This window comes from Pantoea sp. AN62 (genome assembly GCF_050432985.1).
Lineage (GTDB): Bacteria > Pseudomonadota > Gammaproteobacteria > Enterobacterales > Enterobacteriaceae > Pantoea > Pantoea brenneri.
This window is the reverse complement of the sequence record NZ_JBNPYB010000003.1, coordinates 177,903-202,833: the sequence shown is the minus strand read 5'-3', so window position 1 is coordinate 202,833 and position 24,931 is coordinate 177,903. Positions and strand designations below refer to the sequence as shown.

General features: G+C 57.9%; 23 protein-coding genes. 13 read left to right on the top strand and 10 right to left on the bottom strand.

Annotated features, from left to right (window positions below; translation table 11 throughout):
- Both FHW04_RS05385 and FHW04_RS05380 read right to left on the bottom strand, forming a co-directional pair.
- On the bottom strand, positions 1-873 hold the full coding sequence (locus tag FHW04_RS05385) for a glycine betaine ABC transporter substrate-binding protein (RefSeq protein ID WP_227021917.1): 873 nt from the start codon (positions 871-873) through the stop codon (positions 1-3).
- 56 nt (positions 874-929) lie between these two features.
- On the bottom strand, positions 930-1,646 hold the full coding sequence (locus FHW04_RS05380) for an ABC transporter permease (RefSeq protein WP_031376732.1): 717 nt from the start codon (positions 1,644-1,646) through the stop codon (positions 930-932).
- A 391-nt stretch (positions 1,647-2,037) separates the two neighbouring features.
- Between FHW04_RS05380 and FHW04_RS05375 the strand changes: the two genes are divergently transcribed.
- Positions 2,038-3,504: an MDR family MFS transporter gene (locus tag FHW04_RS05375; RefSeq protein WP_069728333.1), complete on the top strand. Its 1,467-nt coding sequence runs from the start codon at positions 2,038-2,040 to the stop codon at positions 3,502-3,504.
- A gap of 34 nt (positions 3,505-3,538) precedes the next feature.
- Here FHW04_RS05375 and FHW04_RS05370 read toward each other — a convergent pair whose 3' ends face one another.
- On the bottom strand, positions 3,539-3,835 hold the full coding sequence (locus FHW04_RS05370; RefSeq protein WP_031376731.1) for a DUF1161 domain-containing protein: 297 nt from the start codon (positions 3,833-3,835) through the stop codon (positions 3,539-3,541).
- A 45-nt stretch (positions 3,836-3,880) separates the two neighbouring features.
- Complete coding sequence (locus FHW04_RS05365) at positions 3,881-4,204, bottom strand: DUF1283 family protein (protein ID WP_031376730.1); 324 nt, start codon at positions 4,202-4,204, stop codon at positions 3,881-3,883.
- 133 nt (positions 4,205-4,337) lie between these two features.
- Here FHW04_RS05365 and FHW04_RS05360 point away from each other — a divergent pair, with 133 nt between their 5' ends.
- Positions 4,338-4,664 (top strand): YnfA family protein, encoded by a 327-nt coding sequence (locus FHW04_RS05360; RefSeq protein ID WP_031376729.1) that lies wholly within the window; start codon positions 4,338-4,340, stop codon positions 4,662-4,664.
- A 28-nt stretch (positions 4,665-4,692) separates the two neighbouring features.
- Here FHW04_RS05360 and ydfG read toward each other — a convergent pair whose 3' ends face one another.
- Positions 4,693-5,439: a bifunctional NADP-dependent 3-hydroxy acid dehydrogenase/3-hydroxypropionate dehydrogenase YdfG gene (gene ydfG, locus FHW04_RS05355; protein ID WP_031376728.1), complete on the bottom strand. Its 747-nt coding sequence runs from the start codon at positions 5,437-5,439 to the stop codon at positions 4,693-4,695.
- Between the two features lie 410 nt (positions 5,440-5,849).
- On the opposite strand from ydfG, the gene guaD reads away from it, so the two are divergent.
- The 5 genes from guaD (at position 5,850) to dcp (ending at position 13,840) form a co-directional block, all read left to right on the top strand.
- A complete protein-coding gene (guaD, locus tag FHW04_RS05350; protein ID WP_094106156.1) occupies positions 5,850-7,178 on the top strand; it encodes a guanine deaminase in 1,329 nt (442 codons plus the stop codon).
- On the top strand, positions 7,175-8,617 hold the full coding sequence (gene xdhA, locus FHW04_RS05345; protein WP_089561571.1) for a xanthine dehydrogenase small subunit: 1,443 nt from the start codon (positions 7,175-7,177) through the stop codon (positions 8,615-8,617). Before guaD ends, xdhA begins: the two co-directional genes overlap by 4 nt.
- The gene (gene xdhB, locus FHW04_RS05340) at positions 8,607-10,973 is read left to right on the top strand and encodes a xanthine dehydrogenase molybdopterin binding subunit (RefSeq protein ID WP_089561570.1); all 2,367 of its coding nucleotides are present in this window, start codon (positions 8,607-8,609) and stop codon (positions 10,971-10,973) included. The genes xdhA and xdhB overlap by 11 nt, the downstream gene beginning before the upstream one ends.
- Entirely contained in the window at positions 10,960-11,736 is a 777-nt protein-coding gene (xdhC, locus tag FHW04_RS05335) for a xanthine dehydrogenase accessory protein XdhC (RefSeq protein ID WP_069728330.1), read from the top strand. The genes xdhB and xdhC overlap by 14 nt, the downstream gene beginning before the upstream one ends.
- 61 nt (positions 11,737-11,797) lie before the next feature.
- Positions 11,798-13,840, top strand: coding sequence for a peptidyl-dipeptidase Dcp (gene dcp, locus FHW04_RS05330; RefSeq protein ID WP_094106450.1), 2,043 nt, complete (start codon positions 11,798-11,800; stop codon positions 13,838-13,840).
- Between the two features lie 51 nt (positions 13,841-13,891).
- On the opposite strand, the gene hpxO is transcribed toward dcp, so the two are convergent.
- Both hpxO and FHW04_RS05320 read right to left on the bottom strand, forming a co-directional pair.
- The gene (gene hpxO, locus FHW04_RS05325) at positions 13,892-15,049 is read right to left on the bottom strand and encodes an FAD-dependent urate hydroxylase HpxO (RefSeq protein WP_179420069.1); all 1,158 of its coding nucleotides are present in this window, start codon (positions 15,047-15,049) and stop codon (positions 13,892-13,894) included.
- Positions 15,050-15,462: 413 nt separating this feature from the next.
- Complete coding sequence (locus FHW04_RS05320; protein WP_089561569.1) at positions 15,463-15,651, bottom strand: hypothetical protein; 189 nt, start codon at positions 15,649-15,651, stop codon at positions 15,463-15,465.
- 41 nt (positions 15,652-15,692) lie between these two features.
- On the opposite strand from FHW04_RS05320, the gene FHW04_RS05315 reads away from it, so the two are divergent.
- From FHW04_RS05315 to FHW04_RS05295, 5 genes are all read left to right on the top strand, one after another.
- Positions 15,693-16,880, top strand: coding sequence for a glycosyltransferase family 4 protein (locus FHW04_RS05315; protein WP_089561568.1), 1,188 nt, complete (start codon positions 15,693-15,695; stop codon positions 16,878-16,880).
- A gap of 67 nt (positions 16,881-16,947) precedes the next feature.
- The gene (locus tag FHW04_RS05310; RefSeq protein ID WP_031376720.1) at positions 16,948-17,193 is read left to right on the top strand and encodes a hypothetical protein; all 246 of its coding nucleotides are present in this window, start codon (positions 16,948-16,950) and stop codon (positions 17,191-17,193) included.
- Between the two features lie 31 nt (positions 17,194-17,224).
- Positions 17,225-18,364, top strand: a complete 1,140-nt coding sequence (gene ampC, locus FHW04_RS05305; RefSeq protein ID WP_094106451.1) for a class C beta-lactamase — start codon at positions 17,225-17,227, stop codon at positions 18,362-18,364.
- A 207-nt stretch (positions 18,365-18,571) separates the two neighbouring features.
- Positions 18,572-19,024 carry a type II RES/Xre toxin-antitoxin system antitoxin gene (gene parS, locus FHW04_RS05300; protein WP_031376718.1) on the top strand — a complete coding sequence of 151 codons (453 nt, stop codon included), beginning with the start codon at positions 18,572-18,574 and terminating at the stop codon, positions 19,022-19,024.
- Positions 19,024-19,497, top strand: a complete 474-nt coding sequence (locus FHW04_RS05295; protein WP_031376717.1) for an RES family NAD+ phosphorylase — start codon at positions 19,024-19,026, stop codon at positions 19,495-19,497. Before parS ends, FHW04_RS05295 begins: the two co-directional genes overlap by 1 nt.
- A 24-nt stretch (positions 19,498-19,521) precedes the next feature.
- On the opposite strand, the gene FHW04_RS05290 is transcribed toward FHW04_RS05295, so the two are convergent.
- The 3 genes from FHW04_RS05290 to FHW04_RS05280 all read right to left on the bottom strand — a co-directional run bounded on the left by FHW04_RS05290 (position 19,522) and on the right by FHW04_RS05280 (position 23,631).
- Positions 19,522-21,345 (bottom strand): glycoside hydrolase family 15 protein, encoded by a 1,824-nt coding sequence (locus FHW04_RS05290; protein WP_069728325.1) that lies wholly within the window; start codon positions 21,343-21,345, stop codon positions 19,522-19,524.
- Between the two features lie 92 nt (positions 21,346-21,437).
- Complete coding sequence (locus FHW04_RS05285; protein ID WP_031376715.1) at positions 21,438-22,331, bottom strand: SDR family oxidoreductase; 894 nt, start codon at positions 22,329-22,331, stop codon at positions 21,438-21,440.
- Positions 22,332-22,596: 265 nt separating this feature from the next.
- Positions 22,597-23,631: a LacI family DNA-binding transcriptional regulator gene (locus tag FHW04_RS05280; protein WP_046288311.1), complete on the bottom strand. Its 1,035-nt coding sequence runs from the start codon at positions 23,629-23,631 to the stop codon at positions 22,597-22,599.
- A gap of 213 nt (positions 23,632-23,844) precedes the next feature.
- Here FHW04_RS05280 and FHW04_RS05275 point away from each other — a divergent pair, with 213 nt between their 5' ends.
- Entirely contained in the window at positions 23,845-24,873 is a 1,029-nt protein-coding gene (locus tag FHW04_RS05275) for an ABC transporter substrate-binding protein (RefSeq protein WP_069728324.1), read from the top strand.
- Positions 24,874-24,931: the final 58 nt, after the last annotated feature.

Here is a 24,931-nt window from a genome sequence, read left to right as displayed (position 1 = left end):
TTACAGCATGTTTTTGGATTTAAGGAAATCACGCGCCACCTGTTCCGGTGACTGGTGATCGATATCGACCCGCTTATTCATTTCGGTGATCGACTCATCGGTAATCAGCGGTGAAAGCTCATTCAGCGCCGCTTCCAGTCCCGGATGCCTCTCCAGCACATCTTTGCGCACCACCGGCGTGACGTTATAGCTCGGGAAGAAGTGCTTATCATCCTCCAGCACTTTCAGGTCGAAGCCTTTCACCCGACCGTCGGTGGTATAGATCAGACCGGCATCGACGAAGCCATCACGAATAGCGTTATAGACCAGTCCGGGGTCCATCTGACGGATCTGCGGTCGATCCAGCGCCATGTTGTAGGTCTTCTGCAACGGCTTCATGCCGTCTGAGCGGCCGGAGAATTCCAGATCCAGCCCCAGTCGCCAGTTGTGTTCCGGGTCCTGTTTACGCACCTGCTCCAGCTTCGTCACCAGCTGCGACAGGGTGGTGATCCCCTCTTTTTCCGCCCGCTGCCGGGTCATGGCAAAGGCGTAGGTATTGTTCATCGGAGCCGGGTTCAGCCATACCAGCCCCAGCTTCGCATCAAGTTTCTTCACCGTTTCATACGCCTGCTCAGAAGACATCGGCTGGCTGATATGGTTAAAGATGATCAACGACGTACCGGTATATTCCCAGGTCATGTCGATCTGCTTGTTCAGCAGCGCATTACGGCCGATGGTGGTGGCGATATTGCGCTTCGGGATCACCTCAAAGCCCTTTTTCTCTAACCACATCACCGTCATTGCCGACAGGATATGCTGCTCGGTAAAGCTCTTGGTCGCCATCACCAGCGGGGCGGCGGCCTGTGCAGTCTGGCTCAGGGCCAGCGTCGCCATCACGGCAAGTGCACTCTGTTTAATCCAGCGCGTTAGCATCGCAAAGTTCCTTATCGTTATGCCGCAGCGTGCGGACTGAGAAAGCGGCCCAGTGCGGCCAGCAGCATATCCAGCACCAGTGCCACCAGTGCCGTTGCCACCGCGCCGAGAATCAGCGTCGGGAAGTCATTGAGGTAGATACCGGGAAAGATCAGCTCGCCGAAGCTGCTGGCACCAATCAGAAACGCCAGCGGCGCGGTGCCAACATTGATGGCAGTGGCGATGCGCACGCCGGTCAGGATAACCGGCAGTGCATTTGGAATTTCGACCTGGCGCAGACGCTGCATTTTGGTCATGCCGATGCCGTTGGCGGCTTCGATCAGCGAGGCGGGCACTGCGCTCAGACCGGAGAAGGTGTTACGCACGATAGGCAGCAGAGAAGCGAGAAACAGCGCGATCAGCGCCGGACGGTCGCCGATGCCGATAATCACCATCGCTAATGCCAGCACCGCCAGCGGTGGCAGGGTATTGCCGACGTTAAAAATCTGCATCACATATTCAGCCCAGCGACGGGCAAAAGGGCGGCTGAGGATGATGCCGCTGGGAATACCGACCAGCAGGGCGAACAGCATCGACCAGAAGACTAAAAACAGATGTTGTTGTCCGAGATAGAGCAGATCGACCTTTCTGGCGACTAGCTGGTCCCAGCCGAGGCCCCAGATTAGCGCGCCGATCACCGCAGCCACCGCCAGCAGTGCCAGACCGGCACGGCGGACCAGTGAAGCATTTTGCATAAGGGAGTCTCCCTGATAACGATCTCAATTGTTATAACAACCAATAACAGCCCGACAGAAGCAGCAAAAACGGCCACGGCTCCCAATACCGAAACTGCGATAAAATGTAGATAAAATGACTGTTTATCTACGCTTTTTCAGTGAATACTGAGAAAGAAGCCTTATTGCTATAGCAGCCTGAAGCGAAGCGCGCTAGCTTTTTAGCCTTAAATCAGGGGATTAAAAACTGGTTAAAATAGTGTTAAAGCCGCGTGGTGATTGGGCTGATGCATCAATGAAAAATTTTCATCGACTTTGGGTGACAACGTCACAGAAGCGACCAATGATGCGCACTGACGGGAAACTGCACTGGCGGATTTTCAGCTATGCTTGCAGCTAAAAAAGGAACCCTATGACTGAAAGCGCACAACTCCAGACCGGACACCGACACTGGATTTTAATTGCCTGTATGCTGGCGATGTTTATGGCGGCAATTGAAGTCACCATCGTTGCCACCGCTATGCCCACCATCATTGCCGAACTGGGCGGTTTTTCGCAGTTTGGCTGGGTATTTTCCATCTATCTGCTGACCCAGGCGGTCAGCGTGCCGCTCTATGGACGTCTGGCGGATCTGTACGGCCGTAAGATGATGTTTTTTATCGGCACCGCGATTTTTCTTATTGGCTCAGTGCTGTGCGGTTTCGCCCACAGCATGACCTGGCTGATCCTGTTCCGCGCCTTTCAGGGATTGGGGGCAGGTGCCATCATGCCGCTCAGCTCGACTATCGTGGCGGACATCTACTCACCGCGCGAGCGCGCCAGCGTGCAGGGCTGGCTCTCCAGCGTCTGGGGCGTTGCGGCCATCGTCGGTCCGCTGACCGGTGCCTGGCTGGTGCAGCACTTTAGCTGGTCGGTAATTTTCTGGGTCAATCTGCCAATAGGGCTGATCAGCATGCTGATGCTGGCGCGCTGGTTGCCGGCTCATCAGCAGGAACAGCAGCGACAGTCGCTGAACCTGGCCGGCAGTGGCTGGCTGATGCTGTGCGTCAGCGCATTGCTGGTTGCGCTGCTGCAGGCAGAACAGCTCGGCTTATGGCTAATCCCGTTCCTGCTGTTTTCGCTGTTTGCCGGCTGGATGCTGAAACGTCATGAGCAGCGGGCCGACGCGCCGCTGTTTCCGCTGATTATCTGGCGCAGCCGACTGATTATTGCCGGTAACGCCGGCAACCTGATTATCGGGGCCGCCATGATGGGGATCAGCGCTTTCCTGCCGACCTGGATTCAGGGCATTGGTGGCGGCTCGCCGCTGCAGGCGGGCAGCGCCCTGGCAATGATGTCGATTGGCTGGCCGCTGGCCAGTACCCTGAGCGGAAGGCTGATGCTGCGCACCTCTTATCGCTTTACCGCCCAGTCAGGGGCGCTGTTGCTGATTAGCGGCAGCGCCTTATTGCTGCTGTTGCGGCCCGACAGTTCGCTGTATCAGGCTGGTTTTACCGCCTTTGTCATCGGGACCGGAATGGGAATGACCAGCACCACGTTTCTGGTTTCGGTGCAGAATCAGGCGGATTACGAAATTCGCGGCATCTGTACCGCCTCGATCATGTTCAGCCGGATGATCGGCTCAGCGATTGGCACCGCCATCATGGGCGCCGTACTGAACCTTAATTTACACTGGCGGTTGCCGCAGGCGCAGGACCCGGTGCAGCAGATTATGGCCGATGAGAGTCGCCGTCAGCTGACGCCGGAGACGCTACAGCAGATGGTGCAGGCGATTGCCGCTTCACTGCATTGGGTATTTGTGGTGGCACTGGTGATTGCGCTGTTTGCGCTGGGAGTGGCATGGATGATGCCGCGTCAACGGCCTGAGCATGCGGAGTAGTGAGCAGGGCGACAGGACGTCGCCCTGCTGTTATTTACTGTGCGGGCGCGTCCTGTGAACTGCCGGCACTGTCTGGCACGCTGGCGTCATCGTCACGCCCCGTGCGCTTGTAAACAATCTTTTGTGTGTCGTTCTCACAATGTCCCACCACCTGACCGCCGGCCTGATCAACCTGATCGTTAGCGACGATGTCGAGACTAAAACCCGATTCGGGCACACCGTTCTGAATAATTTTCTGGCTGATCTCGGTTTTGACCGATTCACAGGATGCCTGTGCCAGCACGGGCAGCGCGAACAACGTCGCCGTTAACAAAACCCTCTGTAGCTTCATCACGTATTCCTTATGTTAGTCGTCCGTCATTACTATAGCTGAAAATCAGGGCGTAACAGGCCGGCCGGAGCGGCGATCCAGACAACGCAGGGTATTCGGCTCCCAGTAAGCATTAAGGTTCAGGCTCTGCTCACACTTGTCGCGGGTATCAAACGCGCGGTCGGTCTTATCAAACTCTTTCTCAACGCGGCTGTTCACCTTATTACGCAGCATCCGCGTGTCATTCCACTGCTCTTTATCCTGACGCGCTGCTTCGTTACTGGCGGCGCTGCTGCCATCTTCAATAATCAGGCGATTAGTGGTAGCACTGGCATTAAAGGCTGCCGCTGACAGCAGGCTGACCAGCAGGACCGGGATCAATTTTTTCATTGCGCTTTCCTTCAGTTAACGCAGACATCGCCAATGGTAACGGCTGTTGCCGCGGGTAGGCTTAGTATATCATCGCCGTTTCTTTGCTCACCAGTGGTGAGTCGTTTGTTTACGTTTGTGAGAGAAAAGGATGCTGATTAAAACCGCCTTGCTGTTTTTTATCACCGCGCTGGCGGAAATTATCGGCTGCTTTTTGCCGTGGCTGTGGCTGAAAAAAGGCGGCTCCGTCTGGCTACTGTTGCCGGCAGCTGCCAGCCTGGCGCTGTTTGTCTGGCTGCTGACGCTGCATCCTGCCGCCAGCGGACGGGTGTATGCCGCTTATGGCGGAGTCTATGTGCTGACCGCACTGCTGTGGTTGCGGGTGGTCGACGGCGTGAAGCTCAGCGCCTGGGACTGGAGCGGGGCGATTGTCGCCTTTAGCGGCATGTTGATCATCGTGCTGGGCTGGGGACGGGGCTAGAGCCAGCCGGAAAGGCTGGCTCTGAGGCTTACGGCTTGTGCACCTTCAGACCGGCCACTGTCTGGCTGACAGGCATCATCTCAAGCGTGTTGATGTTGACATGCTTAGGCAGCGTGGCGACCCAGTAGACCGCTTCAGTCACATCGTCCGGGGTTAGTGCGGTGGCGCCTTCATACACCTGACCCGCTTTATCATCGTCGCCTTTGAAACGGACGTTAGAGAACTCGGTACCGCCCACCAGGCCTGGTTCGATGTCGGTAACGCGCAGCGCGGTGCCGTGCAGATCGGTTCGCAGATTAAGGCTGAACTGACGGACAAAGGCTTTGGTCGCGCCATAGACGTTGCCGCCCGCATAGGGCCAGCTGCCAGCGATCGACCCGATATTTATCACGTGCCCGACGTTACGCTCCACCATCTGCGGCAGCAGGGCGCGGGTCATATAGACCAGACCCTTGGTGTTGGTGTCGATCATATTTTCCCAGTCTTCAACGTTGGCGCGGTGGGCTGGCTCAATCCCCAGCGCCAGACCGGCGTTATTGACCAGCACATCGATTTCGCGCCACTCCGCCGGCAGCTGATTTACCGCCTCTTCAATGGCTGCCCGGTTACGCACATCAAGCTGCACGGTATACAGGTTATCGCCCAGCTCATCTTTCAGCGCTTTCAGGCGCTCGGCCCGGCGTCCGCTAGCGATCACTTTATGGCCGGTTGCGATAAAGCGACGGGTGATGCTTTCACCAAAACCGGCGGTCGCGCCGGTGACAAAAATAATCATCTCACTGTTCCTTATGCCATTTTCACAATCGATGGCTTCACCATAGCATTTCATTTCCGCTTGCGCCCGCCGAAAAAGCGATTGGGCTGTAAGGGGATTTTACCGCCCCGGCGGCTGCGCTGTTTTGGGGCGTGATGCACGCTAACGGGGCAGCGTAGCTGCGGATTCAGCCGGCAAAAATTATCCAATTTCAAAGCAGCGCCACAAGCAACCGATTGCTAACGGCAGGCAAACGGTTGCGGAGCAATGCTGCCTGCAGAAAGTTGCGCAACAGCCGGAATTTAATTTAATTAGCTGATAATTATAGAAAAATAGTCATTACCGATCTGGCACGGCAGTTGCAACGTGGCATTAAGGCAATCATCTGCATAATTAAAAGAAGGCCGCAGTGCTTTCAGAAAGGAAAAGCCATGTCATCAGCGACAGATACGGCGATACGCGCCAGTTTTTTTGACTTCAAATCGGTGGCAGACCAGCCCGACGCGCTGCTCTCTGCGGCGCGCTATCTGGAAGATGGGGTGCTACGGCTTCGCGACGGACGGGTGATCGGCTTAGCGCCGTGGGAGGAGTGCAGCGCCGAACTGGCTGGTCAGCCGGTGGTTGATCTGCGCGGAAAACTGATCGTACCGGGCTTCATCGATACCCACATTCACTATCCACAGACCGAAATGATCGGCGCGTTCGGCGAGCAACTGCTGGAATGGCTGAATCACTATACCTTCCCGGTCGAGGCGCAATATTACTGCCCGGACCACGCTGCGCGTATGTCAGCTTTCTTCCTGCATCAGCTGCTGTCGAACGGCACCACCAGCGCGCTGGTGTTTGGCACCGTGCATCCGCAGTCGGTCGAGGCGCTGTTCAGCGCGGCGGAAGCGCTGAATATGCGACTGATTGCCGGCAAAGTAATGATGGATCGTAATGCGCCAGACAACCTGATCGAAACGCCGGAACAGAGTTACCAGCAGACCCGCGCACTGATTGAACGCTGGCACCAGCGCGGACGGCTGAGCTACGCGCTGACGCCGCGTTTCGCGCCAACCTCGTCACCGCAGCTGCTGGCAAAGGTGCAGCAGCTGCGTCAGGAGTTTCCCGATACCTGGCTGCATACTCACCTGAGCGAAAATCCGCAGGAGGTCGCCTGGGTGAAACAGCTGTTTCCTGAGCGCGCCGGCTATCTTGACGTTTACCACCACTATCAGCTGACCGGGCGTCGCAGCGTGTTTGCGCACTGCGTGCATCTCGACGACAGCGAATGGCAATGCCTGCACGACACCGATTCGACTATCGCCTTCTGTCCGACCTCAAACCTGTTTCTCGGCAGCGGACTGTTTAACCTGAAACGCAGCTGGCAGCAGGGCGTCAAAGTCGGCATTGGCACCGATGTCGGGGCCGGTACCACCTTCAGCATGCTGCAAACGCTGGGCGAAGCCTACAAAGTGGGTCAGCTGCAGCAGTATAAGCTGAGCGCCGCCGAAGCCTTTTACCACGCCACGCTGGGCGGCGCGCGGGCGCTGGATCTCGATCACGCCATCGGCAATTTTAATCCGGGCAAAGAGGCGGATTTTGTGGTGCTCGATCCGGCCGTCTCGGCCTTACAGACCTTACGCATCGGCAACAGCAAAGATATCTGGGAAAAATTGTTTGTCTTAATGACGCTGGGCGATGACCGCAATATTGCCCAGACCTGGGTAAACGGCCGTCCGGTATGGCAGCGCGACGCGGGAGAGCAAGCCGCATGATCCAGTTCCTGTTAAATAACCAACTGATTACCGAAGAGGCGTTAGATCCTAATCTGACGGTGCTCAACTATCTGCGTGGCCATCAGCACCGCACCGGCACCAAAGAGGGCTGCGCCTCGGGAGACTGCGGCGCCTGTAGCGTCACGCTGGGTAAAGCGGTCGATGGGGAAATGCAGTATGAAACGGTCAACAGCTGTCTGACGCTGGTATCGACGCTGCAGGGTAAGCAGCTGATTACCGTTGAGGATCTGCGTCACGGCCGTGCTCTGCATCCGGCGCAGCAGGCGATGGTTGACTGCCACAGTTCACAATGTGGTTTTTGTACGCCGGGCTTTGTGATGTCGCTGTTCAGCCTGCAAAAATCGGCCAGCGGCTGGGATCGCCATCAGGCGGAGAGTGCGCTGGCGGGCAATCTGTGTCGCTGCACCGGCTACCGGCCGATCATGGCGGCCGCGCAGCAGCTCTGTTCACAGCCGGTCAGCGACCAGTTCGATCACCATGCTGCCAGCGTGGTGCAGCGGCTGGAAGCGCTGGCGAATAATCAGATGCAGCAGCTGAGCGGGGATGGGCGGCGCTGTTATCTGCCCAAAACTCCGGCCCAGCTGGCGCAAATCTATCTGGCCCATCCAGAGGCCACGCTGATTGCCGGTGGCACCGATCTGAGCCTGACGATCACCCAGCAGCATAAGCGAATACCGCTGCTGATCGCGCTGGAGCAGGTTACTGCGCTCAGGATATGCAGTGAATTTGACGATCACTATTTGCTGGGTGCCGCCGCCTCGCTGCAGCAGATTACCGATTTCCTCGCCGACCGTATTCCGGGCGTCAGTGAGATGCTGCACCGTTTTGCCTCGCTACAAATCCGCCTGCAGGGCACGCTGGGCGGCAATATCGCCAATGCCTCGCCGATTGGTGATGCGTCACCGATGCTGCTGGCGCTGAATGCCAGCCTGCTGTTGCAGCACGGCGAGCAGCAGCGCAGCCTGCCGCTCGATCGGTTTTTCACCGGCTATCGACAGACCTGTTTACAGCCGGGCGAGTTTATCCGCGCTATCCGCATCGATAAAGTGACGGTGTCACCAGATTTTGTCGCGTGGAAAGTCTCTAAGCGGCTTGATGATGACATTTCTGCGGTCTTCGCCGCCTTTAATCTTGAGATTGAGCAGGGCCATGTCCGCGCAGTACGCATCGCGTTTGGCGGGATGGCCGCAACGCCGAAAAGGGCCACACACTGCGAACAGGCCCTGCTGGATCAACCGTTTAACGCCGTGACCGTGTCACGTGCTGCCGCCGCGCTGGCGGAAGATTTCCAGCCGCTGTCCGACTTCCGCGCCAGCGCCAGCTACCGTTTGCAGGTCGCGCGTAACCTGCTGCGGCGTTATTACCATCGCTACAACGGCGAATTACCCTGTGTTGAGGTGGCCCGCTATGTCTCATAACCGTCCTGAATTAAATGAACAGGTAATCAAGGCGCAGCATGCTGCCGCGATACAGAGCGGCGTTGGCCGCAGCAACAAACACGAAAGCGCGGAAAAGCACGTTTCCGGTGAGGCGCGCTTTATCGACGATAAGCCTGAACTGCCCGGTTTACTGCACCTCTGCCCGCGGCTGAGTGAGCACGCCCATGCACGCATCACCCGGATTGATGTCGGGCCGTGTTACGCCATTCCCGGCGTGGTCAGCGTGCTGACCTGGCAGGATGTGCCCGGTATCAATGATGTCGGTCCGCTGGAGCCAGGCGATCCGCTGCTGGCGCACGACAAGGTGGAGTATCTCGGTCAGATTGTGATTGTGGTGGCGGCCGGGTCACCGGATGCTGCGCGAGCCGGCGCTGCTGCTGCCGTAATTGAATATGAGGTGCTGGAGCCGTTACTCGACGTCGAACAGGCACTGGCGCAGAACAGTTTTGTTCAGGAGCCGCATGTTCATCAGCGCGGCGACGTCGAGGCTGCGCTGGCACGGGCACCACACCGCATCACCGGTTCCTTTCCCATTGGCGGACAGGAGCACTTTTATCTGGAAACCCAGACCGCGCTGGTGATCCCCGGCGAAGATCAGCAGCTACAGGTCTTTTCCTCGACCCAGAATCCCACCGAAGTACAGAAACTGGTGGCCGAGGTGATGGGTATCAGCATGAATCAGGTCACCATTGATATGCGGCGTATGGGCGGCGGATTTGGCGGCAAAGAGACCCAGGCTGCGGGCGTCGCCTGCCTGTGCGCCATCGTCGCCCGCCAGACCGGCCGGGCAGCGAAGATGCGGCTTTCACGCCGTGACGACATGCGCATTACCGGCAAACGGCATCCGTTCTTTGTCCGCTACGAGGTCGGCGTTGAGGATGATGGGCTGCTGTGCGGGGTAAAGATCGATCTGGCAGGCAACTGCGGTTATTCACTGGATCTCAGCGGGTCTATCGTCGATCGGGCGATGTTCCATGCGGATAACGCCTATTACCTTGGCGATGCGCGCATTACCGGTTACCGCTGTCGCACCAATACTGCCTCAAATACCGCTTATCGCGGCTTTGGCGGCCCGCAGGGCATGGTGGCAATTGAGCAGATCATGGACCACATCGCGCGTGAACGCGGCCTTGATCCGCTGGCGCTGCGTAAACGCAACTATTACGGCAAGCAGAATCGCAACATTACCCATTATCATCAGCAGGTTGAAGACAATCTGCTGGACGAGATCACCGAACAGCTGGAGCAGAGCAGCGATTATCAGGCCCGCCGGGCGGAGATCCGCGCGTTTAATGCCCGCAGCCCGCTGCTGAAGCGCGGTCTGGCGCTGACGCCGGTTAAATTCGGCATCTCGTTTACCTCCAGCTTTCTCAACCAGGCGGGCGCACTGATTCTGATTTACACCGACGGCACGGTGCAACTCAACCACGGCGGCACCGAGATGGGCCAGGGACTCAATACCAAAATCATCCAGATCGTTGCCGAAGTGCTGCAGATTGAAGTTGATAAGATTCAGATCACCGCCACTGATACCGGCAAAGTGCCGAACACCTCGCCGACGGCGGCTTCCAGCGGGGCCGATCTGAACGGTAAGGCGGCGCAGAACGCAGCGGAGATCCTGCGCGATCGCATGACGCAGATGCTGTGTCAGCTCCATCAGTGCGATGCCTCCGAGGTCAGTTTTCGCAACGGCATCGTGCGCGCCGGTGAAAAACATTACACCTTCGCGGACGTGGCCCAGCTGGCGTGGCTAAACCAGGTGCCGCTGTCTGCCAACGGTTACTACCGCGTGCCGGGCATTCATTACGACCGGCTGGCGGGGCGCGGCCAGCCTTTTTACTACTTCGCCTACGGCGCGGCCTGCTGTGAAGTGGTGATCGATACCTTAACCGGTGAGTATCGCCTGCTGCGCGCAGACATTCTGCACGACGTGGGTGCCTCGCTGAATCCGGCAATCGACATCGGCCAGGTTGAGGGCGGATTTGTCCAGGGCGTTGGCTGGCTGACCTGTGAAGAGCTGGTGTGGAGCGAAAAAGGGCAATTGCTGACCGACGGCCCGGCCAGCTACAAAATCCCGGCCATCAGTGACGTTCCAGCCGATCTGCGGGTGACGCTGGTGGAGAACCGTAAAAATCCGCAGGATACGGTCTTTCACTCGAAAGCCGTCGGGGAGCCGCCGTTTATGCTGGGCATCGCCGCCTGGTGCGCGCTGCAGGATGCGGTGGCCAGCGTTGGCGGTTATGCCCGGCATCCGCAGCTGGATGCGCCCGCCACGCCAGAGCGGGTATTGAATGGTGTGCTGCAACTGGCAGGAGCCTGTGATGATCTACCATGACTGGATAACCGTGCTGCACCAGCTGCGTGAAAAGCGCCAGAGCTGCGTATTAATTACCGTGCTCAGTGAACACGGTTCGGTGCCACGCGACAGCGGCAGTAAAATGGTGGTAACACCGCAGCAGAGCTATCTGACCATCGGTGGTGGCCAGCTGGAATTTCAGTGCATTGCTCAGGCACGCGCCATGTTGCAGAGCGGGGCCAGCGCGCCGCACACCGAGGATTACAGTCTCGGCGCGCGGCTGGGACAGTGCTGCGGCGGTAAAACCACGCTGCTGTTTGAGCCGCTGTTGCAGAACCAGCCGGAAATTCTGCTATTCGGTGCCGGTCATGTTGGCCAGGCGCTGGTTAACCTGCTGTCAACGTTACCCTGTCACATTCGCTGGATCGACAGTCGCCCGGATCAGTTTACGCAGGTCCCGCCCGGCGTGGTCACTCTGCAACCGGAGGACCCGCTGGACTGTGTGGCGCAGGCTGCACCGGACAGCTATTTCATCATAATGACCCATCATCATCCGCTCGATTTCGACCTGTGCGAGGCGGTGCTGAAGCGCGGAGATTTTCGCTATGCAGGCGTGATTGGCTCGCAGACCAAAAGCCAGCGTTTCCGCTACCGGCTGGCGGGCAAGGGGGCGCAGGCCGATCGGCTGGCGCGGCTGCGTTGTCCGATCGGCCTGCCGGATGTAAAAGGCAAGCTGCCGGCAGAGATTGCGGTGGCGATTGCCGGTGAAATAATCAGCGTTTATCAGCAGCATCTGACCTGAGTTGTTCAACCGCCGGCAACCTGCCAGGATAAGACTTTGCGATGCCCATCAGGAGCGAATCATGAACGCCCGTCAGAATCCTTTCTTTAGCGTCAGCACCTTGCCTTATCAGGCACCGCCGTTCGATCAGATCGAGGAGCAGGATTTCCTGCCCGCGTTACAGGCGGGCATTGAAGAGAAACGCCGCGAAGTCGAGGCGATTGCCACCAGCAGCGATGCGCCAACCTTTCTGAATACCTATGAGGCGCTGGAGAAGAGTGGGCAGTTGCTGAACCGGGTGAATCTGGTGTTCAGCGCTATGACGTCGGCGCACACCAGCCCGTATCTGCAGCAGGTCGATGAAGAGATCGCCCCGCAGCTTACCGCACTCAACGACGATATTATGCTCAACCGGCCGCTGTTCTCGCGGCTGGATGCGGTGTATCTGCAGCGCGCCCAGCTCGACGCTGAATCAAAACGGCTGGTCGAGGTGATCTGGCAGCGTTTTCAGCTGGCGGGTGCCAATCTGCCGGAAACGCAGAAACACCAGCTCAAAGCTCTGAATCAGGAGGCGGCGCGCCTCAGCACCCGCTTCACCAATAAGCTGCTGGCGGCCACCAAGGCGGGCGGTCTGGTGGTGGATGAGGCTCAGAAACTGGCGGGCCTCGCGGCGGCCGATTTAGCGGTCGCTCAGGCAGAAGCCCGCGCGCGCGGCCTGGAAAATGCCTGGCTGCTGGTGCTGCAAAACACCACTCAGCAACCGGCGCTGCAGAGTCTGAGCGATCGCCAGACCCGCGAAGCGCTGTTCCATGCTGGCATGACCCGCACCGAAAAAGGCGATGAGAATGACACCCGCGAGCTGGTGCTGCGTCTGGCGCAGGTGCGGGCGGAGCAGGCCCGGCTGCTGGGCTTTACGAGTTATGCCGACTGGAAGCTGCAGGATCAGATGGCAAAAACCCCGGATGCTGCTTTTGCTTTTATGCGCAATATCGTGCCTGCTGCACGGGCGCGGGCTGAACGGGAAGCGGCGGCCATCCAGCAGACCATCGATCGCCAGCAGGGCAATTTCACCCTGCGCGCCTGGGACTGGAACTTCTATGCCGAACAGGTGCGCCATGCGCAGTACGATCTGGATGAGAGTCAGATCAAACCTTACTTTGAACTGAACAGCGTGCTGCAGAATGGGGTGTTCTGGGCGGCGACTCAGCTCTACGGCATTCAGTTTACGCCACGCCAGGATCTGCCGGTTTACCATCCCGACGTGCAGGTATATGAGATTTTTGATGCCGACCAGACGCCGCTGGCGCTGTTCTACACCGACTTCTTCAAGCGTGACAGCAAAGGCGGTGGCGCGTGGATGAGCAACTTCGTCAACCAGTCGACGCTGCTTGAGAGTAAGCCGGTGATCTATAACGTCTGCAACTTCACCAAACCGCCGGCCGGTGAGCCTGCCTTGCTGAGCTGGGATGAGGTCATCACCGTGTTTCACGAGTTTGGTCACGCGCTGCACGGCCTGTTTGCCAGCCAGCGCTATCCGAGCCTGTCAGGCACCGAAACTCCGCGTGATTTTGTGGAGTTTCCGTCGCAGATCAACGAGCACTGGGCCAGTGAGCCGCAGGTGTTCCGCCAGTTCGCCCGCCATTATCAGAGCGGAGAGCCGATGCCCGCCACGCTGCATGAAAAGATTGTCCGCGCCGGTAAATTCAACAAAGGCTATGAGATGAGTGAGCTGCTGGCTGCGGCGTTACTGGATCTGCACTGGCACAGCCTGACCGGCGATCAGGCTCCGCAAAGCGTCGACGGCTTTGAACAGCAGGCCCTGCAGAGCGACAACCTGGCGTTAGCGGCGGTGCCGCCGCGCTATCGCTCCAGCTATTTCCAGCACATCTGGGGCGGAGGCTATGCCGCCGGTTACTACGCCTATATCTGGACCCAGATGCTGGCCGATGATGGCTACCAGTGGTTTGTCGAACAGGGCGGCCTGACGCGGGAGAATGGCGATATTTTCCGTCAGAAAATTCTGTCGCGCGGTAACAGCAGCGATCTGAAAACCCTGTATGAAAGCTGGCGCGGCGGTCCGCCGCAGCTGGAGCCGATGCTGAAGAATCGCGGTCTGGCGGAGTAATGCACTCAGCGGGCGGCCATGTCGCCCGCTGGATGAAGAGGGGCGGCCGGACTAACCCAGCGGGCCACCTTCAATGGTTTCACACATTCCGGCCAGCACCCGCTCGCCGGTTTCGCTTTTCAGTGAACGATACCATTCCTCGGTCACCGCCGGATCTTTGGCGTGGGTGACGTCACAACGCTTACGCGCTTTCAGCACCAGATCCCTGACCCGCTCAACCCGGCGCGCCTGATAGCGCAGCAGGGCATCCTCAATACCCAGCGAATGCGATGCCAGCGTCGAAGCCAGCACAATAGCGTCTTCCATTGCCGCGCAGCCGCCCTGGCCGATATCCGGTGTGGTGCTGTGGGCCGCATCACCGAGCAGCGCAACGCGTCCTTTAACAAAGCGGCTGAACGGTTCAATATCGTGTATCTCAACCCGATTGGTGGTCTCGGGATTGATCGCCGCAATCAGCTGCTGCACCGGTGCGGCCCAGCCAGCAAAATAGCCGCTCAGATCGGCTTTGACCGTGGTGCGATCCTGCGGCAATCCTTTCGGCAGCGGCACGTCGAAGAAGAAGTAGAAGCGGTTGTCGCTTACCGGCATCAGCGATACGCGCTTGCCGTCACCAACGAACGTGGTCCACTGATCGGCGGGCGCGATGCTCTCATCAATCTCCACCAGACCGTTCCAGTTGACGTAACCGGCATAACGCCGCTCCAGCGCCTGTTCCAGCACATATTCACGGATCACCGAATGGGTGCCGTCAGCCGCAATCAGAAAGTCACCGCTCGCCTGGCTGTTATCGGCAAAGGTGGCAATCACGCCGTTATCACTCTGTTCAACCTGAATGACCCGCTTACCGAAATTGACCCGCTGGCGGCCAAAAGTATCAATCAGCATCGCCTGCAGTTCGGCGCGCGCCACCGGATAGGGAAACTCACCGACCTGCTGCACCAGCGGCGCCATACTGAAACGGGTTAGCGCGGCACCGGTCACTGCATCGTGATAAGCCATATAGGCCATGTTGCCACCCAGTACACGCAGCGCTGCCTTCATGCCGAGGGCATTCAGGCATTTAACGCCGTTCGGCCAGATTGAAATCGCCGCTCCGACCGGCTTCATCTCCTTCACCGCTTCGAACACCTCAACCTCAATACCCGCTTTTTCCAGCGCAATGGCGCTGCTCATCCCGCCAATGCCGCCACCAATAACGATCGCTTTCATGTTTATCTCCTGTCTGCCTGATGCTGTTGTTGCAACTTTTGTACCAGTGCGCAGTTCAGCGGGCGACGCGTTGCTGTTTACAGTAGAATCAGTTAGTTATGAAGCTAACAGGCACGGCGGGGCGAACGGGAGACGGCGTAGATGCACGGTTATGTTGCAGACTGGTGCGCTAAAACAGTGCATTACCGGCGCTAAAAATCCGCCGCTGTATCATTAGTTTCACCAGCAGGCCTGGCTGTTGAACGCCCGGATTAAGATTATCTGCACGCTTCTCAGTACGTCAGCCTTCAGGTCAGTGTAATAAAACTGATTAGTTGAATTGTTATCAACTAATTGCTGACAGGCTGGCATGGTTTATTTTTAACAAATATTTAAACTTACACATAATTATTGGCGCGCCGGTTGTTGTCAGATCATTCTTCATCGGGAATCAGTGGGTTACAGCCGGAAGAAAAGACACGGATGTAAATAATCTGCATTAATTTTTTAGCTGGCCGGGCAAACCAGGAATAAACCGCCCTGGGCAATGATAAATATTTCTGCCAGCGGGCGGTGAAAACGGTTTTTAGGATATTACGCAGGCGCAGCTTGTCAGATCGCATGATATAGATTATCCGGGACTCAAGGACTCTGGAATACGATCATGAAAATCGGAATCACTAATAACCACTATCCGGAGCAGCGCAATATTTTGGTTAATCCGGAAAACGAATATATTAATCTCAAAAAGTACAATCTGTTTTACTTTATTAACCCATTACGGACGCGCTTACTCAAAAAAAATAAAGCTTTTGTTTTTCTGCCCGTGCCATTTTCACCCGCATCGCGGCCCGACATCCTGCATCTGTTTAATGAAGTCGCCATAACCCGTCAGAAATGGGTTGCCTCGTTTGAAACTGAATTACCCCGGGTGTTGCCGGTGCCGGGCGTGGCGAAGCAGGATAATCCCGAACTGCAGCGGCTGATCCCCCATCTGCTGAAAGATAACTGCCTCGGGCTGATTGCCATTTCAGACGCGACGCTGAATATTCAGATGAAACTGTTCCCCTCCGGGGGCGGCGTTGCGCAGCAAATCAGACGTAAAACGGTGGTATTGCATCCGCCACAAACCCTGTTCACAGCGCATAAAGCGCCACGTCAGCCGGGCGTGTTCCGCCTGGTGTTCGCCGGCAATGAGTTCTACCGTAAAGGCGGCGCCGAAGTGGTGCTGGCCGTGAGCGAGCTGATTGAAGAACGAAAGCTGGATGAGTCGCAGCTGGAGGTGCAGTTAATTGGCGATCTCACCAAACGTCACAACGTGGCACACCGGCAACATCAGGATGACGAGGCGTTCTATCGGTCAATTGAGAGCCGCATTGGCCGCTATCGCTGCTTCACGCATCTGGCGCGGCTGGAAAACGCGGCGCTGCTGCAGCTGTTCCGCCGCAGCGATGTCGGCTTACTGCCGACCTGGCAGGAGACGTACGGCTTTTCAGTACTGGAAATGCAGGCCAGCGGCTGCCCGGTGATTACCAGCAACGTGCGCGCCTTACCGGAAATTAATCCGGCCAGCGCTGGCTGGGTGATTGGCGGTACGTTGAATGGCGATCGTGAATACAGCATCACTACGCCACAGCAGAAAGCGCAGCTGCGCCAGGCGCTGGTGGACGGGCTGAAGCAGACGCTGCTCGCCATCGTTGAACGGCCAGAAATGCTGCATGAGAAAGGGGAGGCGGCGATCCTGCGCATTAAAGATCAGCACGATCCGCAGCGCTATATTGTCCGGCTGCATGATATTTATCGCCGCGGCGTGATCAACGTCACTCAACACCCACCTGTCCTGCCAATTTGATAAGATTTCTCAGACGACGCGTGCCAGAGTAGTCATACTTAGGGCAGCGTTCATCTGGAGATCAATCATGAAAATACTCATCAGCCTGCTGCTGTCCGGACTGTTGGGCAGCAGCGCCTTCGCTCAACCGGCACCCCAGTTTCCGGCGCGTGCGCCGCTGCCTCAGCTGACGCCTGCCGCCGCGCGATGCGACGTCTCCGCCTGTCAGACCAACTGTTATGTCGAACGATCCCATTGTAATACCCGTGATACCGGGGCGTGCAGCTCACAAGCGCAGATCTGTGTGCAAGCCTGCGCCGATCAGTGCAAATAAATCGATTCAGTGAAGAAACCGTTAATTGCCAATGAAAAAGTCTTTGTCTTACCTTGTTTTGTGGTCCCTTTCTGCCAGCTGTGTTGCCGCCGATCTTAGCTCACAGCAGGTCACTTCTCTGGTTAAAGCCGCTATCGAACCGCTGATGGAGCAGCAGGAAATTCCCGGTATGTCGGTGGCGATACTCTATAAAGGCCGGGCCCAGTTCATTAACGCCGGTGTGGCTGATCTGGCGTCCGGCCGCCGCGTCACCGAAAACACCCTGTTTGAACTCGGCTCGGTCAGTAAAACCTTCACCGGCGTGCTGGCCGGGGTGATGATCCGTAACGGTGACATCGCCCTCAACGATCCGGTGCAGAAGTACTGGCCGCAGCTGACCGGCACGCAGTGGCATCACATCCGGATGCTGCATCTGGCGACCTACACCGCAGGTGGCCTGCCGCTGCAGTTGCCGGATGAGGTGACCGATCAGGCTTCGCTGCTCAACTATTATCAGCAGTGGCAACCCCAGGCTGCGCCGGGCACGCTGCGTCAGTACTCCAATGCCAGTATCGGTCTGTTTGGCGCGCTGATGGTGAAGGGCGATTACCAGCAGGCGATGGAGAAAAACGTGTTTCAGCCGCTGCGTCTGACGCGCACTTACATCACCGTGCCGCCCTCAATGATGCTGGACTACGCCTGGGGTTATAAAAACGGGCAGCCGGTGCGGGTGTCGCCCGGCATGCTGGATGCGGAAGCGTATGGGGTGAAATCTACCGCCCGCGATATGCTGACCTTTATGCAGGCCAATGCCGATCCTAACCGCTTATCGTCAGGCAATACCGTGCTGCGCAATGCGATTCGTACCGCCCAGTCACGCTATTTCAAAGTGCGTGATTTCTATCAGGGGCTGGGCTGGGAGATTTACGACTGGCCGGCCAGTGCCGCCGCGATAATCGCTGACAGCGAAAGCAGCGTCGCGCTTAAACCTCAGCCGGCGACGCTACTGAATCCCGCCGTGCCATCGCAACGCGCCAGCTGGGTGCATAAAACTGGTGCCACCAACGGCTTTGGTGCCTACGTTGCGTTTATTCCCGAGCAGAACACCGGCATTGTGATGCTTGCGAACAAGAACTACCCCAATCCGCTACGGATAAAAACCGCCTGGAAAATCCTGGAAGCGTTGCAGTAATCCGGGACGCCACCGCCCGCTGGCCTTGCCATCTCAGGGTCAGCGGAAAGGGCGGATCACCTCGCAGCCGTTGAGCGGCGCAAAGTCGGGCTGTTGCTCTTTGATCGCCTCACCGGGCTGACGCCAGCGCGCAATCGCCAGGGGTAAAGCTGGCGCACCATGTTCATTTGCGCTAAAATAAAAATCAAATGAACAGAGGGCCGTGCTATGTCAATTGCCATTTATACGCCCGCCAGCAGTCGCCGCAACAGCTCGCTGTTGCATGCGCTGAACCTGCCGGAAACCCTGCCGGATGCGCATCAGCGGATTGCCGTCGGCTTCAGCAGCGGGGTGCTGAAACGCACCGCGTCGTTATCCGCCTTCGATGAAATCTGGCTCTGCCGCCTGGCAGGCATCGATCGCAGTACCTACAACCGCAAAGTCAAAGATCCTCAGCAGACCTTTTCGCCCGATCAGAGCGGACGGATTTACATGCTGATCCGCGTCCTGTCCGCTGCCAGCACGCTGCTGCGTGACGATCCGGCGCGGCTGGTGCAGTGGCTGGAGACCCCAGCCAAGGCGCTGGGTGGCAGGAAACCGGCAGAGATGACCACCACCGTTGCCGGGGCGGAAGCGGTGCTCAACCTGATTGGTCAGCTTGAACATGGCGTGATCACCTGATGGCGGCGGTGCGCTTTTTCCGGCTGGTGAAAAGCGAATATGCGATGACCGCCTTTGACGGTTTTGGTGCCCGCACCTACGGCGGCCGCTGGAATTCAGTCGGTATCGGCTGTGTCTATCTCGGATCAAGCCGGGCGCTGTGCGTGCTGGAGGCGCTGGTGCATCTCAGCATTCAGGATCTGGCGCACGACTATTCGATGCTGTCGATCAGCGTTCCTGAAACGCTGATCACCGAGCTGTCGCTGGCGGCGCTCCCCGCCGACTGGCAGACCGATCCCGCACCGCCATCGACCCGGGAGATTGGGGATGGCTGGCTCGCCAGCGCCGATCACGGCCTGATCCTCAAGGTTCCGAGTACCCTGACCGGAGAGTGGAACGCGCTATTTAATCCCGCGCATCCGGCCGCCGCTGCGATTATCAGCAACGTGGTGGTCGAGCCTTTTTTCTTTGATCCACGCTTCAGGCTGCAATAGCTGCTGGCCCGACAGCGGCCCAGGTCAGCCGGCAGCCTTCGATTCTGAAATAGCCTGTGCCGCACAAATCAGTGCCAGATGACTGAGGCCCTGCGGCATATTCCCGCGCCAGCTCTGACTGCGGACATCAAACATTTCGTTAAAAATATCCACGTTGCCGTGCTGATCGAGCGTCGCGAGGATCTGCTGCATCGTCTGTTCCGCCTGGTCGACGTCGCCCATTTCCGCCCAGGCTTCTGCCAGCCAGAACGCGCAGGCGAGGAAGGTACTCTCTTCAACCTCGACGCCACTGTAGCGATAGAGCATGGCGCTGCCGTTGCCCAGCGCCTGATGAATAGCGCGATAGGTTGACAGCATCCGCTGTGGATTGACCGCGTTGCCGTAGCTGTGGACCAGCGCCAGCGAGGCGTCGAGACGGTCCTCACTGCCGACATAAAACAGATAAGCCTGTTTCTGTTCGGACCAGCAGTGCGTCTCAATCCAGTCACGAATGCGGTCACGTTCCCGTTGCCAGCGGCCGAGCCAGGTAGGTTCGATGTGCTGGTTTTCGGCCAGCGCGACCGCCCTGTCCAGCGCCACCCAGCAGGCCATTTTAGAATGGGTATAGTGCTGCAGGTCCGGCAACTCCCAGATACCGCAATCCTTTTGCCGCCAGTGATCGGCACAGCAGTTAGCCAGCTCACCCAGCATGCGCGAGGTGGTGATATCCAGCACGTGGCCGGCCTCGATAAACAGCTGCGCGGTGGCCAGCATATCGCCATACATGCTGAGCTGTATCTGATCACGGGCATTATTGCCGACCCGCACCGGCTGGGAATCCTGATAGCCGCTTAACGGCGGAAAACGTTCTTCCGGCACTTCATCGCCATTCAGCGCATAGCAGGCGCGCAGCCTGACGCCGTGCCGCAGGATGGTCTGCGACAACCACGAAAAGGCCGCTTTACAATCTTCCAGTGCCCCGAGATAGACGAAGGCTTTAATGATCAGGCAGGCGTCCCGCACCCAGGCGTAGCGATAATCATAATTCTTCTCGCCGCCGATCCCTTCCGGCAGCGAGGTGGTGGCTGCGGCCGCCAGCGCACCGGTCGGTGAGTACCAGAGAAACTTCAGTGACAGGGCAGAGCGCTTTACCAGCGCCGGATAGCTGCCGTCATAGCTCAGGCTCTCCACCCAGCTGGTCCAGCCGGTGTGGCTGGTTTCGATTCGCTGATCGATGGCGGACAGCTCAGGGACAGCCAGCGGCTCGTTCTCGGTGATCAGCAGTGCGCAGAGTGAGCGCGAACCGGCCGAAGTCCGCAGCGTGGCGCAGACCTGCTCATCATCCAGCAGCGTGATGTGGATATCGTCGCTGGTACGGAACATCGCCATCACGTCGGCGATGTGGAACACCTTGCCTTTTTCGGTGTCGGCAATCCACGGCGAACGGGTTTCAGCGGCGGTGCCGAATCGCAGGATAATCTGCAACTCCACTTCGCCGCTGACTCCTTCAATCCGGCGCGCCAGTTCGCCCCACGGCAATCTTCCCGCCAGCGTACTGTTGATCGATTCGGTCAGCAGCACGCTGCCGCTGTCGGTGTCAAAACGGGTTTCCAGCACGTTGCTGTTATCGCGATAGCGCCGCGTCACCCGATAGGGATCGCGCGGCACGATTTGAAAGAAGCCGCCGATACCGGCATCCAGCAGGCGGTCAAACAGCGGTTTAGCATCCAGGTTCGGGGCGCACCACCAGTCGATCGCGCCATCCGGCGCAATCAGCGCCACTGAACGCCCCTCGCCAATGGCGGCATAATCACCCAGACCCGCAAAGCCATTGTCTCGGGCAGGCTGATGGAAGATCTGGTTTTCCATGGTTTTCTTCCTTGTTTCACTGTGACGACTGACAAATCGGGCGCAGGCAGGACAAAAAAGTGGCCGCATTATGCGGCCACCGGGGAAGGTGATTACAGGGTGCCGGTGCCGCCATCGGAGCACCAGACCTGACCGGAGGAGTAACTGCTCTCCGTCGAGGCCAGCGTGACGTAGAGCGGAGCGATTTCGACCGGCTGGCCAGGGCGGCCCATCGGTGAATCGGCACCAAACTGCTTCACTTTTTCCTGTGGCTGGCCGCCGCTGGATTGCAGCACGGTCCAGTATGGGCCAGGCGCGACCGCGTTAACCCGGATGCCTTCGCCGCCCAGCTGTTTCGCCAGTGACTTGGTAAAGGCAACAATCGCCGCTTTGGTCTGGGCATAATCCAGCAGAATATCGCTGGGTTTAAAGGCCTGCACCGACGAGGTATTAATAATCGACGCGCCGCGTGGCAGATATTCCAGCGCCGCTTTGGTGATCCAGAACATGGCATAAACGTTGGTTTTAAACGTCGCGTCAAAATCTTCGGTACTCAGGGTACGGATGGACTCATTAAACTGCTGGCGTCCGGCGTTATTAACCAGAATATCCAGGCCGCCTAATTTATCCACCGCCTGTTTCACCAGCTGCTGACAAAATTCTTCAGAACGAATATCACCCGGAATAGCGAAGACTTTACGGCCTTCCGCTTCGATTAATTTAATCACTTCATCGGCGTCGGGCTGTTCTTCTGGCAGATAGTTGATCACTACATCCGCACCTTCGCGGGCATAAGCGATGGCCACCGCACGGCCAATACCGGAATCGCCGCCGGTAATCAGCGCTTTACGTCCGGTCAGCCGGCCGGTACCGCGGTAGCTGGTTTCACCGTGATCGGGAACCGGGATCATTTTGCTGGCTAAGCCAGGTGCCTGTTGCGGTTGTTCCTCAAAAGGAGGCTTAGGAAATTGATCGAGATCGAGCGTCTTGTTCGTTGGTGTCGTCATTGTAAGCTCCTTGAACGTCATTATCTGAGTGATTAAGCCTGGCACAAATGTGATATTTGTCACATCTGACTGCTTATTCATTGAGCAGTGAAGCGCCGGACAAATTAATAATGCTGATCAAGGATAGACAGAAAATCGGGATGCTGCGCCGCCGCAGGGTGATAATTTGCGGCAATCAGTCGGCTTATTTAAAGCGAAGCGTAAAGCAGGGAAAGGACTATTTTAGTGGCACAAACGCAGCGGCGATAAAATTAAATCGGGCGGTTTACCCGCCGCGTACTGAACCCCGCCAGACCACATCAGCCTGATATATCCGCCGATCGCTTTGCTGTTCGGCGGCGGGCTGTAATTCATCCTGCTGCGCCTCGGTTTCGGTCAGCCAGCGTATCGCGTCACGGGCAAACTGTTCCACCGGCTGGGCAAAAGTGGTGAGGTTGTAGGAGGACCAGCCCGATTGCGGAATATTGTCGTGGCCGACGATGCACAGATCCTCCGGAATGCGCAGCGCAAAGCGGTGGCGTGCCTCATCCATAAAGCCACACGCCAGTAAATCGGTGGCGCAGAACACCGCGTCAGGCCGGATTTTGCGGGTCAGCAGCCGCTGCGCCAGGATCTGACCGCTTTCATAGGAGGTCGAGCCAAAGTGCTCAACCTGAACGCTGACTCCGGCTCTCTCCGCCGCCGCCAGAAAATCCCGCTCGCGTTTCAGCAGGCTCGGGGTGCCGGCCAGTGAATTAACAAACGCGATGCGCTGACAGCCGGCACGGACAAAGGCATTGACCGCCATCTCGGCTGCCGGACGCGAGTCGAGATTAATGCTGAGGGAGCCGGGCAGGGACTCATCACGGTTAATCAGCACCAGATGCTGGCCGTGTTTGTAACAGAGCCGGGTTATCGCGCTGTCAGGCATACCGGAGAGGATGATTGACGCATCGGCGCGGAAGTTAATCGCCTGCTGTAAGGCGGCAGAGACCCGTTCATCTGAGCGGTCGGTATTAATCAGCATCGCTACTTTTCCCGCTTCCTGCAGATACTGTGTCATCCAGCGAACCAGGCTGGCGCGGTAAGGCGTATCCACTTCAGAGGCGATCAGGCAGACAATGCCGCTGCGGTTGCGTACCAGCCCGCGCGCCAGATGATTAACGTGATAGCCCAGCTCTTCGGCGGCTTTCATCACCCGCGCCCGCGTGGCATCCGACACGCTGGCACCCGGCGTAAAGGTGCGCGATACCGCAGAGCGGGAGACGCCCGCCCGGTCAGCGACATCCTGCGCACTGACGACTGCCTTAAGTTGATGCATGGTTTTCTCCGCTGCTGCCGTTATCCGCTTTGAGTCTGCCTGAAGTTGCAAGGCTGTGCAAAAGGTATTGGCGATAAAATGTACCAAATTTGTGACCGCACCTTACAATTGCTTAACATGCTGATTGACACGTCCTGAGGGTCGCCTTACTACTTTGCACAGCAGTGCAAAAAAGCGCGAACAGGCGCAATCCCCGCCTTCAAGGAGAACACCATGCGTTACTCATCTCTGCTCGCTGCGGTTATCGTCAGTTGTCCGGCCTTACCGTTTGCGGCGGCTGCGGCCGGTAATCTCAACATGATCTGCTCTGCGGATGTGGTGGTCTGTGAACAGATGACCCGCCAGTTCAGCACGTCTCATCCCGACATCAATCTCAGCATGGTGCGGCTGTCAGCCGGGGAGGCCTATGCACGTATCCGCAGCGAGGCGCGCAATCCGCGGACCGATATCTGGTGGGCCGGCACCGGTGATCCGCATATGCAGGCCGCCGAAGAGGGCTTAACTCAGGTATATAAATCGCCGCTGCTCGACCAGCAGCAGCCGTGGTCGCAAAAAGTGGCGGAGATCTCCGGTTACCGTACCGTGGGCGTTTATGCCGGTGCGCTGGGCTGGGGTTACAACACCCGACTGCTGGCGGAGAAAAAGCTGAAGGTACCGGCCTGCTGGGCCGATCTGCTCGATCCGGGCTTTAAAGGTGAAATCCAGATTGCCAATCCGAACTCCTCCGGCACCGCCTATAACACCCTGGCGACGCTGGTGCAGATCATGGGTGAAGACCAGGCTTTTGATTACCTGAAAAAACTCAACGCCAACGTTTCGCAATACACCAAGTCGGGTTCAGCGCCGGTGAAAGCCGCTGCCCGCGGCGAAACCACCCTCGGCATCGTCTTTATGCACGATGCGGTTGCGATGGAGGTCGATGGCTTCCCGATCAAACCGGTCGCCCCCTGTGAAGGCACCGGCTATGAGATTGGTTCCATGTCGATCATTAAAGGGGCGCGTAACCTGGCGAATGCCAAAAGCTGGTACGACTGGGCGCTGAGTGCCGACGCGCAGTCGCACATGAAAGAGGCGAAATCGTTCCAGCTGCCGTCGAACCGCAAGGCGGAGATCTCCGAATACGCGCCACGCTTTGAGAATATCAAGCTGATCGATTACGACTTCAAAACCTACGGTGACGCGGCGAAACGCAAAGCGCTGCTCGGACGCTGGGATAAAGAGATCGGCGCCAGCGCACAATAAAACTGATTTCCGTCCGGCGCAGTGATGCCGGGTCCATGCTGAAACGCGGTGGCGCAAG